Consider the following 15,093-nt stretch of genomic DNA (forward strand, 5'->3'; position numbering starts at 1 on the left):
GGGAGCTTACCGATGACCACAACCGAGCAGGCGGTGGCACGACCGAACATCCGGGTCGTGCTCACCGGTCTCATGATCGCGATGATGCTCGCGATGCTCGACAACATGATCGTCAGCACCGCACTGCCCCGGATCGTGGGCGAGTTCGGCGGGCTGAACCACTTCACCTGGGTAGTGACGGCGTACGTGCTCGGCACCACCGTCTCGACGCCGATCTGGGGCAAGCTCGGCGACCTGTACGGCCGCAAGGCCGTCTTCCTCACCTCGATCGTGATCTTCCTGATCGGCTCCGCGCTCTGCGGCATGGCCGGCTCACCGATGTTCGGTGGCGCCAAGGACGGCATGATCCAGCTCATCGCGTTCCGGGCCATCCAGGGCCTCGGGGCCGGCGGTCTGATGGTCGGCGTGATGGCCATCATCGGTGACCTGGTGCCGCCCCGCGAGCGCGGTCGCTACCAGGGCCTGATGGCCGGCATCATGGCCATCGCCATGGTTGCCGGGCCGCTGGTCGGCGGCTTCATCACCGACAACCTCTCCTGGCGCTGGGCGTTCTACGTGAACCTGCCGCTGGGCGGCCTCGCGCTGATCGTGCTGATCACCCGGATGCACCTGCCGAAGTACCGCACCGAGCACCGGATCGACTGGCTCGGCGCGGCCCTGCTGTCGGTCGGCATCACCGCGATCGTGCTGATCACCACCTGGGGCGGCAACGAGTACGACTGGACCTCGCCGCAGATCCTCGGCCTCGCCGCACTGGCCGTGGTCACCCTGGCGGTCTTCGCCGTGGTGGAACGGCGGGTGCAGGAGCCGATCCTGCCGCTGAACCTCTTCACCAACCGCAACTTCGCGGTCATCTCGGCGGTCGGCTTCCTGCTCGGCTTCGCCATGTTCGGCGCGATGAACTTCCTGCCGCTGTTCCAGCAGACCGTGCAGGGTGCCTCGGCGACCAACAGCGGCCTGCTGCTGCTCCCGCTGATGTTCGGCATGCTGGTCGTCTCGATCATCGCCGGTCGGATGATCACCAAGACCGGTAGGTACCGGATCTACCCGATCATCGGCGGGGTCGCGATGACCGCCGGCATGGCGCTGCTGATGATGATCGACGTACACACCAGCAAGACCGTGCTGTCGCTCTACATGGTCGTACTCGGCGTCGGCATGGGCTTCCTGATGCAGACCTCGATGCTGATCGCACAGAACAGCGTCGAGCAGAAGGACCTCGGCGCGGCCAGCGGTGCGGCGACCTTCTTCCGGTCGATCGGTGGCTCGTTCGGCATCTCGCTGTTCGGCGCCGTGTTCGCCAACCGGCTGCACGACAGCCTCTCCGACCGGCTCGGTGCCCAGGCCGCGGACCAGCTCACCAGCGGCGGCGGGGGCGGGGTGGACCCGGCCAAGCTGGGCGACCTGGCGCCGAACGTACGCGACGGGGTGCTCGGCGGGCTGGCGGACTCGATCTCCGGCGTCTTCACCTGGGCGGTCTTCTTCGCCGCCGCGGTCGCGGTGCTCGCCTGGTTCATCAAGGAGATCCCGCTGCGCGACAGCAACGCCCCGACCGACGGAACCCCGGAGGAGCAGGCCGAGACGGCTCTGGCCAACGCCCCGGTGCACTGACCTGTCCCGTACGAACGCGCCGGTCCCGCGGTCAACGGGGCCGGCGCGTTCGTGTCCACGTCAGGGGCGGGGGCGGCGCAGGTGGTGCCAGAGCCGGGACAGCCAGCGGTACGGGCGGGCGGCGGGGGTCTCGGTGGCCAGGATCGTGCGTGCGGTGGCCCGGGTGTCCGGGTCTATCTCGGGGGTGGCCAGGACCAGTTGGGCCAGGGAGCGGGCGATCGAGACGGGGCGCTGCCGGGCCACGGTGACACTGTCGGCGAGCCGTTCGGCGGCGATCGCGGCCACGTCGGCGCGGACCGCCGGATCGACCCAGGCCGCGGTGACCAGCGCGCAGAGCGCCGCCTCGGTGACCCAGTCCTCGACCCCCCAGACCAGGTCGACCAGGACCCGGCGCCGGGTCGAGTCGGCCCACGGTTCGTCGGTGCGGTGGTGCAGCAGCCCGAGGCAGGCCCAGACCTGCACGCACCGTACCCAGAGGGTCGGGTCGTGTTCTGCCAACGTCCGGCCCAGCGGGGTGGCCGGTGGCGCGGGCGGGTGCACCAGGAGCCCGAGCAGGTCGTCGACCTCCAGGGTGGCCAGGCCGACCGCGGCGTCGTACGCGGCCGGCGGGTGCGGCCAGGCCGGGTGAGCGAGCTGGCGGATCCGGTCGACGGCGGTGGGTGACGGTGCCGGCAGCGCCGGTACGGCGATCGTGCCCTGGTAGCTCCAGAGCCGTCGGGCCGACGACCGTCGGGGCTCCCGGATGTCCGGGGCGGCCACCTCGGCCACCTCCACGGCCAACCCCGGTACGGCAGCGGCCACCGCCCGCATCGCGCTCGGCGGCTCCAGCCCGCTGAGCCGCAACTGCCCGCCCCGTACCGGGCCCTCGTCGGCCAGCACCTGCCGGAGCACGTTGGTGACCGCCTCGCCGGCCGCCGGGATCTGCCCCAGCCAGGGCTGCCCCTGGCAGCACTCGGCCAGGTCGCCGTGCTCGTGGGTGTCGTCCGGGTGGTCGCGGCGGAAGTCGGCCAGCGCCACCAGGTGTGCGAGGCGGCCGTCGCGCTGGTAGCGGAGCCGGTGACCGGTGTGCACCGCGCAGTCGAAGGTGGGATCCCGCAGCAGGGCCCGGTCGATCCAGCCGAGTGCCTCGTCCAGGCGCCCGTGGTCGGCCAGGGTGCCGGCGATGTCGGCGTACACGGAGAGGTCGTCGGGGTCGTGGTCGACGGCCCGGTTCAGCGCGGCGAGCGCCTCGGCGGTGCGCCCGGCGCTGCGGTAGGCGTAACCGAGCCACACCTCGGCGAGCTTCGACGGCATGATCCGGGCCCCGGCGTCCGCCCAGGTCACCGCCTGGTCGATCGCCCCGACCCGGCGGGCCAGCGCGGACGCCGCGCCGAGCAGCAGGCCGTGGTCCGGGTACGTGTCGATCGCGTGCCGGGCCAGCAACAGGTACGGCCGCAGCGGCTCCCGTTCGTCCTCGTCGACCGGGTCGGCGACGGCGGCGCAGATCTGCATCAGCAGCCGGGCGATCTGCTCCGGGTCGAGCAGGGCCGGCAGTTCGGGGGTGCTGACCCAGGGCACCCCGGCCCAGTCGGCGCCCGGGGCGTGCGCGGTCGCGGCGGCGAGCAGTTCGAGACCCTCGTCGGGTTTGCCGGTGGCGGCGAGCAGGTGGGCGCGGGCCACCACGGCACCGATGAACGGGTGGTGGTCGAGCGGGAAGAGGTCCACCCCGCCCTCGCTGCGGGCCGCCAGCCGGGCGAGGACCTCGTGCACCTCGGGCATCGTCGGCGCGTACGCGAGCGCGCCCGCGAGGTGCCCGGCCGCGTGCCGCAGGTCGCCCTCGTCCAGGGCCAGTCGGGCCAACGCCAACTCCCCCTCGGCCGACAGCCGTGGGTCGTCCATTCCCTCGGACACTCCCTCGGACACGGTGTCGGCCTCTCGTCGCGCGTTCGTTCCCCCCTGGGTCGGGAAGCCTAAAGCATGATCGGGAGAGGCGGTGATTATCTGCTCGATACTGCTTGCTTGATTGCTCCTACGCTTATCTTCGTGCAAGACTGAGCATGAAACGCGCGGCAATCGCGCATGATGGGGAGGTCCTCGTGGCACATCCGGGAGCCGGTATGGCGGCCGACATCGCCGAGCAGCCGGCCGGTTTCGCGCGCCTGCTGGAGCCGGCGCAGGCCGACCCGATCGCCCGGATCGCCGCCGTCATCGCCGAACGCCGACCCCGGCACGTCGTGTTCACCGCCCGTGGCACCTCCGACCATGCCGCGCTCTACGCCGCGTACCTCACCGAGATCCGGCTCGGTCTGCCCGCCGGGCTCGCCTCGCCGAGCGCGGTCACCCTCTTCGGCGCCCGCCCCGACCTGTCCGGCGCGTTGGTCATCGCGGTCAGCCAGAGCGGCGGGTCGTCCGACCTGGCCGAGGTGGTGCGGCAGGCCCGTGCCTCCGGCGCGCTCACCCTCGCCGTGACCAACGCCCCCGACTCGCCGCTGACCGGAGTCGCCGAACTCTCGATCGACGTCGCCGCCGGACACGAGCGGGCCGTGGCCGCCACGAAGACGTACACCGCCGAGCTGTTCGCCCTGCTCATGCTCATCGAAGGGGTACGCGCCGGGAACGGCGTACTGCCCGAGGAGGAACGGGCCGCACTGGCCGCCCTGCCGGCACTCGCGGAACGTACGCTCGCCGACCCCACCGCGAGCCAGCTCGCCACCCGCTACCGGTTCGCCGCCCGGGTCGTCACCACCGGCCGGGGTTACGCCTACCCGACCGCCCGCGAGGCGGCGTTGAAGCTGATGGAGACCTCGTACCTGCCGGCACTCGCCTTCTCCGGTGCCGACCTGCTGCACGGCCCGCTCGCCATGACCGACCCGGACGTACCGGTGCTCGCGGTCGTCGGCGCCGGTCCCGGCGGGACGGCCATGCGGGACGTGCTGGCCCGGGTCGGCGAACGCGGGGCCGACGTGGTCGCGATCGGGCCGGCGGACGTCACCGGTGCCACCGCCCGGCTGGTCGTGCCGGAGGTCGACGAGCGGTACGCCCCACTGCTCGACATCCTGCCGTTGCAGCAGCTCGCGCTCGCACTCGCGCTGGCCCGGGGCGAGGACCCGGACGCACCGCGCGGCCTGCACAAGGTCACCTCCACCCTCTGAGCCGGCCGCCATGCCGGCCCGGGGCGGTGGACGTGGCAGGCTTGCCTGATGTCCACGCTGCGCGACCTTGCCGAGGAGCACACGCTGCTCCGTCCGGCCGACATCGACCACCTGCACCGGGTCGCCGGCGACTGGCAGCTCCTCTCCGACCTCTCCTTCGCCGACCTGCTGCTCTGGGTCCCGGTGGACGGGGACAACGACGCCTTCCTCTGCGTGGCCCAGGTACGCCCGACCACCGCACCGACCGCGTACCAGGACGACCAGGTGGGGCGGATCGTCGGCGGGCCGGAGGTGGCCCACCTGACCATCGCGTACACCCAGGGGCGGATCTGGCGCGAGGGTGACCCGGTCTGGTACGGCGACACCCCGGCCCGGCACGAGGCGATCCCGGTCCGGCTCCGCGCCGCCGACGGTGAGTCGGGTGAGGTGATCGCGGTGGTGGGACGGGACACCAACCTCTCCACCGCCCGGACCCCGAGCCAACTGGAGCTGAACTACCTGACCACCGCCGACGACCTGGCCCAGATGCTCGCCGACGGCACCTTCCCGCCGCCCCGGCATCCGGGTGAGACCACCTCGGCACCCCGGGTCGGGGACGGGCTGGTCCGGCTCGACGCCAGCGGAAAGGTCACCTACGCAAGCCCGAACGCGCAGTCGGCGTACCGGCGGTTGGGTTTCGCCTCCCACCTGGTGGGGGAGGACCTGGCAGCCCTGAACACCCGGCTGGCCGCCGACCCGCTCGACGGCACCGAGGCGGGCAACCGGGTGCTGGCCGCACTGCGGGGCGAGGCACCGGCCCGCCGGGAGATCGAGGCGCGGGGTGCGACCGTACTGACCCGGGCGTTGCCGCTGATGCCCGCCGGGGTGCCGATCGGCGCGCTGGTCCTGGTCCGCGACATGACCGAGGTACGCCGCCGCGACCGGGCCCTGATCACCAAGGACGCCACCATCCGGGAGATCCACCACCGGGTGAAGAACAACCTCCAGACGGTCGCCGCCCTGTTGCGCCTGCAGGCCCGCCGGGTCGACATCCCGGCCGCCAAGGCGGCACTGGAGGAGTCCGTACGCCGGGTCGCCTCGATCGCCCTGGTGCACGAGACCCTGGCCATGTCCAGCGACGAGGCGGTGGAGTTCGACGGGATCGTCGACCGGGTCGCCTCCGCCGCCACCGAGGTCGCCGCGACCGAGGTGGCGGTACGGATGCGCCGGGAGGGCACGTTCGGCGTACTGCCGGCGGAGATCGCCACCTCGCTGGTGATGGTCCTCAACGAACTGCTGCTCAACGCGGTCGAACACGGCTTCCCCCCGCCCGACGAGGAGGGCGGGATGGAGGAGGGCGCGGCCGAGGTGGTGGTGTCGGCGCACCGGTTCCGCAAGCAGTTGCACGTGACCGTCGCCGACAACGGCCAGGGACTGCCCGCCGACTTCGACGCCGCCAGCGGCGGTCGCCTCGGCCTCCAGATCGTCCGCGCCCTGGCCACCGGCGAACTCGCCGGCACCATCGAACTGCGCAACCGCGCCGAGGGCGGCACCGAAGCCGTCCTGGTGGTCCCCCTCGGCAAACGTTGAATCGGAATTGGTGGTCCGGGTCCCGTTAGCGGGTCAGGAGGGTGAGGGTTAGGCCGGGGACGGTCCAGGTTTGGGTTATCCGGAAGGTGTTGCGTAGGGCGGTGGCCTTGGCGGGGGTGGCGGCGGCCAGGGGGTCGGATCGGTGCTCGCCACGGGTGAGGAGCCAGACCCGGTTGACGGCGGTCAGGCAGGTGGCCGGTCGGGGGCACTCGGGAGTGTCCAGGGTGGCGGCGGCGACCGGCCCCTCGACCGCGAGCACGTCGCGCGGGTGGTGCTCGCGCAGGTAGTACAGGACCGCGATGTCCAGGAAGGCACGCGGGTCACGCGGGGAGTAGACGATCCCGTCACCGGGTTGCTGGTGGGCGCCGATGATCCGGGTGGCGGCCGGGTAGTCCACCGGCGCCGAACGGGGCGTCTCGTGCGTACGGCGGAGGCTGGCCTGGGCCGGCGCGCCGAGCAGTCCGGCGAGCGCGACGATCGGCAGCGCCCACCGCAGCCGTAGCGGCGCCAGGGTGCCGGCGGCGAGCAGGCAGGCGAACGGGACGGTGAAGAGCAGGTAGCGCGGCACCCAGAGCGGGGTGACCAGGCCGCCGACGTACAGCAGGGCGGCGGGGAGCAGGACGCAGGCGCCGAGGACCACGCCCCAACGTCCCCGGGTGACCAGCCCGATCGCGGCCAGTCCGACCAGGAGGCCGCCGACGGTGCCGTTCTGGAGCAGGTCGCCGGGGAGGTCGGGCAGGTCGGTGAGGGTCGGTGGCCGTACCCAGTTCAGTTGCCGCGCCTGCTGGTCGCGGCCGAGCCGGGCCAGGGGTGCCAGGACCAGGATCGCCGGTACGAGGGCGACCGGCCACCGCCACAGCCGGCGGTCGTGGCCCTCCCGCCAGGCGAGCAGTACCGCCACGGCGTGCCCGAGGACCAGGCTCGTCGCCAGCAGGTGGGACAGGCCCAGGCCGACCAGCGCGGCGGCGTACCCGGTCCACCGCCACCAGCCGGGGCGGTCCAGGGCGCGTACCAGCAGCAGGGTGGCGAGTACGGCGAACAGGGTGGCCGGGGCGTACGGGCGGGCTTCCTGGCCGTACCGCGACGTGCTCGGCAGTACGGCGAAGAGCAGCCCGGCGACCAGCCCGACCCGCCCACCGAACAGCCGCCCCCCGAGTACGGCGACCAGTGCCGCCGCGCCGGCCAGGCTGAGCGCGGCCGGCAGTCGCAGTGCGGTCGCCGAGTCGCCGAAGAGTTCGATCCAGCCGTGCATCAGCAGGTAGTACGCGACCGCGACCCCGTCGATGTTGGCGGCCAGCCGGAGCAGGTCACCGGTCGGTCGGGAGGCGGCGCTCCAGGTGGCGAGTTCGTCGCGCCAGAGCGGGGCGCGGTCGATCTGGACCAGGGTGATCGCGAGGGTCAGCAGTGCCGGCCAGAGCCACCGGGTCCGGTCCAACCAGTGTGGGAGATCGCGCCCGCCGGATCGCTCACCGGCGTCGGTCGATGTCGAGGGCGGCACAGCCCGGTAGTGACCACCCACTGTTGCCGCCTCATGACGTCACGAGACAAAAATGCGGTATGCGGCATTAGCCCGAATATTGGTTATATTAACGTGAACCGGGCCACAGTGTGGTCCGGGATGCGGGATCGCGGCATCGGTCGGTGGTTCAGGACCGGCGGGTATGGCAGCATGGCGGTTATGACCGCCGTCGAAGGCCGCGTCGTGACGCTGGGGCTGACCTGCCGCCGTCACGTCGACTACGGCCGCGTACGTAGCGCGATCTGTCCGGCTCACTGACGCCACCTGGACCAAATCTGTCTCGGGTGCGCTCCGCGCCGGCCTGCTGACACCGTTGTCTCCGCCCCGCTGATCAACCGGGGTGCCGTCGCTTCCGCGTACGTCGAGCAACTCGTCTCAGCAGACAACGGAGGACGCCGCGATGGCGGTCAGCAGCACCCCGGCCCGGCCCGTTACCGCCCCCGAACAGGTGACCGCCGCCGCGACCCGGCCGGCACGGGCACCCCGCCGGCCACGCGGCGAGGGCCAGTGGGCGCTCGGCCACCGCGAGCCGCTCAACCCGAACGAGCGGTCGAAGAAGGACGACAACCCGCTCAACGTACGGGCCCGGATCGAGAACATCTACGCGCACCGGGGCTTCGCCTCGATCGACCCCGCCGACCTCCGTGGACGTTTCCGCTGGTGGGGGCTCTACACCCAGCGCAAGGCCGGCATCGACGGTGGTCGTACCGCCGTACTCGAACCGCACGAGCTCGAAGACGAGCACTTCATGCTCCGGGTCCGGATCGACGGCGGCCAACTCAGCCTGGAGCAACTGCGCACCATCGCCGACATCTCCACCACGTACGCCCGCGACAGCGCCGACATCACCGACCGGCAGAACATCCAGCTCCACTGGATCCGGGTCGAGGACATGCCGGAGATCTGGCGCCGGCTGGAAGCGGTCGGCCTCCAGACCACCGAGGCGTGCGGCGACTGCCCCCGGATCGTCCTCGGCAGCCCGGTCGCCGGAGTCGCCGAGGCCGAGGTGATCGACCCGACCCCGGCGATCGACGAGATCGTCGCCCGATACGTCGGTGACCCGGCCTACTCGAACCTGCCGCGCAAGTTCAAGTCCTCGATCTCCTGGCTGGCCGACACCCCGTACGAGGTCAACGACATCTCGTTCCTCGGCGTCGACCACCCCGAACACGGCCCCGGTTTCGACCTCTGGGTCGGCGGCGGCCTGAGCACCAACCCGATGCTGGCCCAGCGCCTCGGCGTCTGGGTGCCGCTGGCCGAGGTGCCGGACATCTGGGAGGGGGTCGTCTCGATCTTCCGGGACTACGGCTACCGCCGGCTGCGCCACCGCGCCCGGCTGAAGTTCCTCGTCGCCGACTGGGGCGTGGAGAAGTTCCGCGAGGTGCTGGAGAAGGAATACCTCGGCCGTACGCTGCTCGACGGTCCGGCCCCGGAGCTGCCGGAGAAGCCGATCGACCACATCGGGGTGCAGCGCCAGCGCGACGGAAAGTTCTACGTCGGCGCCGCCCCGGTCGTCGGGCGGGTGTCGGGCAGCCAGCTCACCGCCCTGGCCGACCTCGCCGCCGAGCACGGCAGCGACCGGGTACGGCTCACCCCGTACCAGAAGTTGTTGGTCCTCGACGTCGCCGAAGAGCGGACCGAATCGCTGGTCACGGCCCTGCGTGGGATCGGCCTGGAAGCCCGGCCGTCGGTCTGGCGGCGCAGCACGATGGCCTGCACCGGGATCGAGTTCTGCAAGCTCGCCATCGTCGAGACCAAGGCCCGTGGCCAGGAACTCGTGGCCCGGCTGGAGGAGCGGCTGCGCGACTTCGACGCCGACCTGTCCATCCACATCAACGGCTGCCCGAACGCCTGTGCCCGGACCCAGACCGCCGACATCGGACTCAAGGGCCAGATCGTCGTCGGACCCGACGGGCGCCAGGTCGAGGGCTACCAGATCCACCTCGGCGGCGGCCTGGGCATGGCCCAGGGGCAGACCGCCGGGTTCGGCCGCAAGCTGCGCGGCCTCAAGACCACGGCAGAGGAACTTCCGGAGTACGTCGAACGAGTGGCCCGCCGTTACCTGGCCGGGCGCCAGCAGGGCGAGGCGTTCGCCCAGTGGGTGCTCCGGGCCGACGAGGAGGAGCTGAGATGAGCGACACCCGCGCGGCACCGATGTACTGCCCGTACTGCGGTGAGGAGGACCTGCGGCCGAACGAGGAATCGCACGGCGCCTGGGAGTGTCACGCCTGCGCGCGGGTGTTCACGGTCAAGTTCAGCGGACTACTGGGACGGGCGGTGGCGCGATGAACATGCTCTCGGCAACCAACCTCGGGCTGGTCAACCTCGGCCCGGCAGCCGCACCGGCGGATCCGGCCCGGCGGTCACCCGCCCAACTCAAGGCACTGGCCGACGAGGCCGCCCGTGAGCTGGAGGGCGCCCCGGCGGAAGTGATCGCCCGCTGGGCCGTCGACACCTTCGCCGACCGGTTCTGCGTCACCAGCTCGATGGCGGACGCGGTTCTCGCCCACGTCGTCTCGCGGGTGGCACCCGGCGTCGACGTGGTGTTCCTCGACACCGGGCTGCACTTCCCGGAGACGCTCAAGGTCCGCGACACGGTCGCCCGTACGCTCCCGGTCACCGTCCGGTCGATCCGGCCGCGACTGACCGTCGGCCAGCAGGACGGCGAGTACGGCCCGCGCCTGTTCGCCAAGGCGCCGGACGAGTGCTGCGCGCTGCGCAAGGTCGAGCCGCTGGAACGGGCGCTCGGCGACTACGACGCCTGGGCCGCCGGGCTGCGCCGGGACGAGTCGCCGACCCGTGCCAACACACCGGTGGTGACCTTCGACGCCCGGCGGGGCAAGGTGAAGGTCAACCCGATCGCGGCGTGGAGCCAGGCGGACGTGGACAACTACATCTCCCGCTGGAACGTGCCGGTCAACGAGCTGTTCCGGTCCGGCTACACCTCGGTCGGCTGCTGGCCGTGCACCCGCCGTACCAAGGCCGGGGAGGACCCCCGGGCCGGACGGTGGGCGATGTTCGAGAAGACCGAGTGCGGCCTGCACGTATGAGATCCGGACCGGATCCGGTGATCCTGGTTGCCCACGGCAGCCAGGACCACCGGGCGGCGGTGGCGACCCGGTCCCTGGTACGGGCGGTCGAGCTGGCCCGTCCCGGCCTGCCGGTACGGGCCGCCTACCTCGACCACACCACGCCGGGTCCGGCCGCGGTCCTGCACGAGCTGGCGGCGGCCGGTCACCGGGGCGCCACGGTGGTGCCGCTGCTGCTGACCGCCGCGTACCACGGTCGGGTCGACATCCCCGGTGTGATCGCCGCCGCGCAGGCCCAGGGCCTCCGGCTGCCCGTACGCGTCACCGACGTTCTCGGACCGGCCGAGGTGTCCGTTGCGCCCGACGAGCTGCTGCTGGCCGGGCTCCGGCACCGGCTGGCCGAGGTTCTGTACGCCGGGCCTGCCGGGGCGGCTCCAGGCCCGCTGGACGGGTTGGTGCTGGCGGCGGCCGGAACGCGGGTGCCGGAGGCACGTCGTACGGTCGAGGCGGTCGCCGGGGCGCTGGGGGAGGCGCTGGGTGTCCCGAGCCTGGCCGCGTACGCCTCGGCCGCCCCGCCCACCGCGGGCGCGGCGGTGGCGCGGCTCCGGGCCGGAGGTGCGCGCCGGATCGGTGTGGCCGCCTACTTCCTCGCCCCCGGCCGCCTGTACGAGAGCGCGGTGGCTTCGGCCCGCGCCGCCGGTGCGGTGGCGATCGGTGCCCCGCTGACGGACTCGCCGGAGATCGCCCGGTTGGTACTGGACCGGGTCGATGCCGCGAGCGGCGCCGGCTCGCCGGTCGCGCCGGCAGCGGATCCGGTACGCGGACGCCCTGACGCGGCCCCGCGGGTAGCGGCCTGAGCCTCCGCCCTGCCGGAGATCGTCGGCCCGTCTCGGGGGACATCGACGCGCCCCATCGCTGGCTAGGGTGACCGATCATGAAGCATCGTCAGCTTGGTCGCAGCGGCCTGCGGGTCAGTGAGATCACCTACGGCAACTGGCTCACCCACGGGGAGCTGGTGGCGCGGGACGCCGCCCTGGTCTGCGTACGGGCCGCGCTCCAGGCGGGCATCACCACCTTCGACACCGCCGACGTCTACGCCCGGGGTGCCGCGGAGGAGTTGCTCGGCGAGGCGCTGCGCGGCGTACGCCGGGAGTCGGTCGAGATCGCCACGAAGGTGTGCCTGCCGACCGGGGACGGACCCAACGACCGTGGCCTGTCCCGCAAGCACATCCTGGAGTCCTGCCACGCGTCGCTGCGCCGGTTGGGCACCGACTACGTCGACCTCTACCAGGCCCACCGGTACGACGACCGGACCCCGCTGGAGGAGACGCTGATCGCCTTCGACGACCTGGTACGCCAGGGCAAGGTGCGCTACCTGGGCGTCTCGGAGTGGACCGCGCCGCAGATCCGGGACGCGCTCGCCCTCGCCGACCAGCTCGGGCTGCGCGGCCGGATCGTGTCGAACCAGCCGCAGTACAACATGCTCTGGCGGGTGATCGAGCCCGAGGTGCTGCCGCTGTGCGAACGGGAGGGGCTCGGCCAGATCGTCTTCCAGCCGCTCGCCCAGGGCGTGTTGACGGGCAAGTACCGGCCGGGGCAGCCGCCGCCTGCCGGGTCCCGGGCGGCCAGTGGGGGCAGGGCGCCGGTGTTCATCCGGCGGGTGCTCGGTGACGAGCTGTTACGGCGGGTGCAGGCGCTGCGCCCGGTCGCCGAGGAGGCGGGACTGTCGATGGCCCAACTGGCGATCGCCTGGACCCTGCAACACCCCGGCGTCGGTACGGCGCTCATCGGCGCGACCCGGCCGGAGCAGGTGACCGAGAACGCCGCCGCGGCGGGCGTACGGCTGGACGCCGATGTGATGCGCCGCATAGACGAGACGTTGGCAGATCTGATCGAGAATGACGTTACGAAGACCGCTCAGATGATGGCGGTGAAAGCTAACTGGGCGCGGGCCGAGACATCAACTACCGATGCGTAGTGATCCTTCTATGACACGCGGTGTTGATCCATTTGGCATATCCACAACAGAACGCGCCGGGGGAGTTACTCCCCCGGCGCGTTCAGCGTTTGTGTGGTTGGTCAGGCGGTGTGAGCGCGCAGGACCCGAAGTCCGCCACGGCGCTTGACCGCGCGCCGCTCTTCTTCGCTCATTCCGCCCCAGACGCCCGCGTCCTGACCGGATTCGAGTGCCCACTGGAGGCAATCTTCGGTCACGGAGCAGCGCCGGCAGACGGCCTTGGCCTGCTCGACCTGAAGGAGAGCCGGGCCAGACGTCCCGATCGGGAAGAACAGCTCCGGGTCTTCGTCGCGGCAGACAGCATGGTGACGCCAGTCCATGGCGGCAACACTCCTCAATCTGGGTGGGTGGCAGTGGATAGCGTGGATCTTTTCCTATATGCATCCGTGGCGCGCCGATCCCGACGGTGTACACCCATCGATTCGACAAGCACGTGCGCAGGCTGTTGTGCGCTTGGGAGCGCCGCGTGAGCAACTCGCTTAGCGAGTAGTTCGAGGCAACGTCCCGGTAACTCAAGTTCGCTTGTGAATACTTTCACGAACTCCCGTGATGTCAAGGGGACCGCTCGGAAAAACTCTGAACGGGTGAGCAAGCCCACAACCCTTTTGTCCGAATTCCGGCGCTTGCCGGGACCCAGGGTGCCACAGCCAAGGATCAATATAGTACAGTCCACGCGACATTGCTGGCATTTCCGACACTCGTCTCCTCGTCCGGCTTGTTTTCAGGGGGCCATGGAGGAGGCTGTACCCCAGCGCTAGCAGATTACTCTTAGTGCGGCGCTTACGGAGGCGAATCGAACTTTTTCTCGTTCGCCGAGGTAGTCCCCGTCGAGCTGGAACGCCTGCGGACGGCCTGCGACCAGGGAAAACTCCTCCAGGTCGTGCAACCGAAGAATTTGCCGGCCGTGCGGCTGAGTTTTCCGCGAGAGCAGCTGTGTCACCGTACGTGTGGTGCTCGGCACGCGGAGCCGGCGTACGGCCATCACGTCGAGCCCGAGATCGAAGGACGCGTCCGGGTTCGGGTTCACTTCCCGGTCCCCGATGTACGTCCACGGGGCGGTGTTCTGGATCGCCACCGTGGCCAGCTCGCTCGCCACGACGCCGTCCGGAAGTTCCAGCGAGATGTCCGGGTGCCGGCGCTCCGGGCCGAAGGCGTACTGGGTGAGCATCGCGCGCAGGTAGAGCGAGGGAGTGGAGACCCGACCCCGTCGCCGGGCCTGCTCCACCCGGTGGATGACGGCGGCGTCCAGCCCGAAGCCGGCACAGAACGTGAAGTAGCGATCGTCCGCCCGGCCCAGCCCGACCGACCGGAACCGCCCCAGCCGTACGCCGTCGAGGATCACGCTGGTCGCCTCCGGCCACTCCCGGGGCAGACCCAGCGCCCGCGCGAAGACGTTGGTCGAACCACCCGGCACCACCGCCAGGGCGGGCAGCCGCTCGGCCGACGGCCGGTCCGGGTCGACGGTCGAGGTCTCGGCGGTCATCAACCCGTTGACCACCTCGTTGACCGTGCCGTCACCACCGAGCGTGACGACCAGGTCCATCCGATCTCGTACGGCCTCCCTGGCCAGGCTCACCGCATGATCCCGCCGCCGGGTGTACTCGACGGTGAGATCGACCTCGCTGCGCAGGGCCCGGACGAGTACGTCCCGGCTGCGCTGGCTGGTGGCGGTGGCCTTGGGATTGACCACCAGAAGGGCCCGCATGGGCGGCACTGTACCGCGACAAAGCGCGGGTATCGTTTCGCGCGTGACCACCGACTCACCCGTGACCAGCGAATCTGCCCTGGTGCCCGGACCGCTGCGCTGGGCCGTGTGGCTGCTGCGCGGCGAGGCGACCGGCCTCGGGTTGCTGGCGGCCTACCTGATCTACGCGGACCTGACCGCAGACGCCACCGACCTCGTCAACGCACTGTTCGTGACCGCCTTCACGGCCGGCGGCGCGCTCGTACTGTGGCTGCTCGCCGCCGCGCTCGTACGGCGCCGGGCCGGTGCCCGCGCACCCGCGATCGTGCTCCAGTTGATGTTGCTCCCGGTCGGCTACTACATGATCCAGGGCGGCCTGGCCTGGCTCGGCATCCCGCTGATGGCGCTCGGCGTGTTGGTCATCGGCCTGCTGGTCTGCACCCCCACCGCCCGCGCCCTCGGCGTCGGCTGACCGCTCGGACCGCTCCCGCCCCGCCCGGAGTCCGGTGTCGGTGCGTCCGGTCCGGGGTGCG

At 71.5% G+C, this 15,093-nt stretch carries 13 protein-coding genes; 9 read left to right on the forward strand and 4 right to left on the reverse strand.

The window, feature by feature from the left end:
* Positions 1–12 precede the first annotated feature (12 nt).
* The gene (locus OIE47_RS18400; protein ID WP_326562705.1) at positions 13–1,611 is read left to right on the forward strand and encodes an MDR family MFS transporter; all 1,599 of its coding nucleotides are present in this window, start codon (positions 13–15) and stop codon (positions 1,609–1,611) included.
* A 60-nt stretch (positions 1,612–1,671) separates the two neighbouring features.
* Here the strand turns inward: OIE47_RS18400 and OIE47_RS18405 are convergent, their stop codons facing one another.
* The gene (locus OIE47_RS18405) at positions 1,672–3,489 is read right to left on the reverse strand and encodes a tetratricopeptide repeat protein (protein ID WP_326562706.1); all 1,818 of its coding nucleotides are present in this window, start codon (positions 3,487–3,489) and stop codon (positions 1,672–1,674) included.
* A gap of 218 nt (positions 3,490–3,707) precedes the next feature.
* On the opposite strand from OIE47_RS18405, the gene OIE47_RS18410 reads away from it, so the two are divergent.
* Together OIE47_RS18410 and OIE47_RS18415 are read left to right on the forward strand one after the other, a co-directional pair.
* On the forward strand, positions 3,708–4,742 hold the full coding sequence (locus tag OIE47_RS18410) for an SIS domain-containing protein (protein WP_326563154.1): 1,035 nt from the start codon (positions 3,708–3,710) through the stop codon (positions 4,740–4,742).
* A 48-nt stretch (positions 4,743–4,790) separates the two neighbouring features.
* A complete protein-coding gene (locus OIE47_RS18415; protein WP_326562707.1) occupies positions 4,791–6,311 on the forward strand; it encodes a sensor histidine kinase in 1,521 nt (506 codons plus the stop codon).
* A gap of 25 nt (positions 6,312–6,336) precedes the next feature.
* Here the strand turns inward: OIE47_RS18415 and OIE47_RS18420 are convergent, their stop codons facing one another.
* Positions 6,337–7,746, reverse strand: coding sequence for a glycosyltransferase family 39 protein (locus tag OIE47_RS18420; protein WP_326562708.1), 1,410 nt, complete (start codon positions 7,744–7,746; stop codon positions 6,337–6,339).
* A 484-nt stretch (positions 7,747–8,230) separates the two neighbouring features.
* On the opposite strand from OIE47_RS18420, the gene OIE47_RS18425 reads away from it, so the two are divergent.
* The 5 genes from OIE47_RS18425 (at position 8,231) to OIE47_RS18445 (ending at position 12,837) form a co-directional block, all read left to right on the forward strand.
* A complete protein-coding gene (locus OIE47_RS18425) occupies positions 8,231–9,964 on the forward strand; it encodes a nitrite/sulfite reductase (RefSeq protein WP_326562709.1) in 1,734 nt (577 codons plus the stop codon).
* Positions 9,961–10,119 carry a hypothetical protein gene (locus OIE47_RS18430; protein WP_326562710.1) on the forward strand — a complete coding sequence of 53 codons (159 nt, stop codon included), beginning with the start codon at positions 9,961–9,963 and terminating at the stop codon, positions 10,117–10,119. The genes OIE47_RS18425 and OIE47_RS18430 overlap by 4 nt, the downstream gene beginning before the upstream one ends.
* The gene (locus OIE47_RS18435) at positions 10,116–10,880 is read left to right on the forward strand and encodes a phosphoadenylyl-sulfate reductase (protein ID WP_326562711.1); all 765 of its coding nucleotides are present in this window, start codon (positions 10,116–10,118) and stop codon (positions 10,878–10,880) included. Before OIE47_RS18430 ends, OIE47_RS18435 begins: the two co-directional genes overlap by 4 nt.
* Positions 10,862–11,716, forward strand: a complete 855-nt coding sequence (locus OIE47_RS18440; protein WP_326562712.1) for a sirohydrochlorin chelatase — start codon at positions 10,862–10,864, stop codon at positions 11,714–11,716. The genes OIE47_RS18435 and OIE47_RS18440 overlap by 19 nt, the downstream gene beginning before the upstream one ends.
* A 77-nt stretch (positions 11,717–11,793) precedes the next feature.
* The gene (locus OIE47_RS18445) at positions 11,794–12,837 is read left to right on the forward strand and encodes an aldo/keto reductase family protein (protein WP_326562713.1); all 1,044 of its coding nucleotides are present in this window, start codon (positions 11,794–11,796) and stop codon (positions 12,835–12,837) included.
* Positions 12,838–12,938: 101 nt separating this feature from the next.
* Here the strand turns inward: OIE47_RS18445 and OIE47_RS18450 are convergent, their stop codons facing one another.
* Complete coding sequence (locus OIE47_RS18450; RefSeq protein WP_326562714.1) at positions 12,939–13,196, reverse strand: WhiB family transcriptional regulator; 258 nt, start codon at positions 13,194–13,196, stop codon at positions 12,939–12,941.
* Positions 13,197–13,630: 434 nt separating this feature from the next.
* Complete coding sequence (locus OIE47_RS18455; protein WP_326562715.1) at positions 13,631–14,581, reverse strand: diacylglycerol/lipid kinase family protein; 951 nt, start codon at positions 14,579–14,581, stop codon at positions 13,631–13,633.
* A gap of 61 nt (positions 14,582–14,642) precedes the next feature.
* Between OIE47_RS18455 and OIE47_RS18460 the strand changes: the two genes are divergently transcribed.
* Positions 14,643–15,032: a hypothetical protein gene (locus OIE47_RS18460; protein ID WP_442792167.1), complete on the forward strand. Its 390-nt coding sequence runs from the start codon at positions 14,643–14,645 to the stop codon at positions 15,030–15,032.
* Positions 15,033–15,093: the final 61 nt, after the last annotated feature.

It is taken from the genome of Micromonospora sp. NBC_01796, assembly GCF_035917455.1.
Taxonomy (GTDB): domain Bacteria; phylum Actinomycetota; class Actinomycetes; order Mycobacteriales; family Micromonosporaceae; genus Micromonospora_G.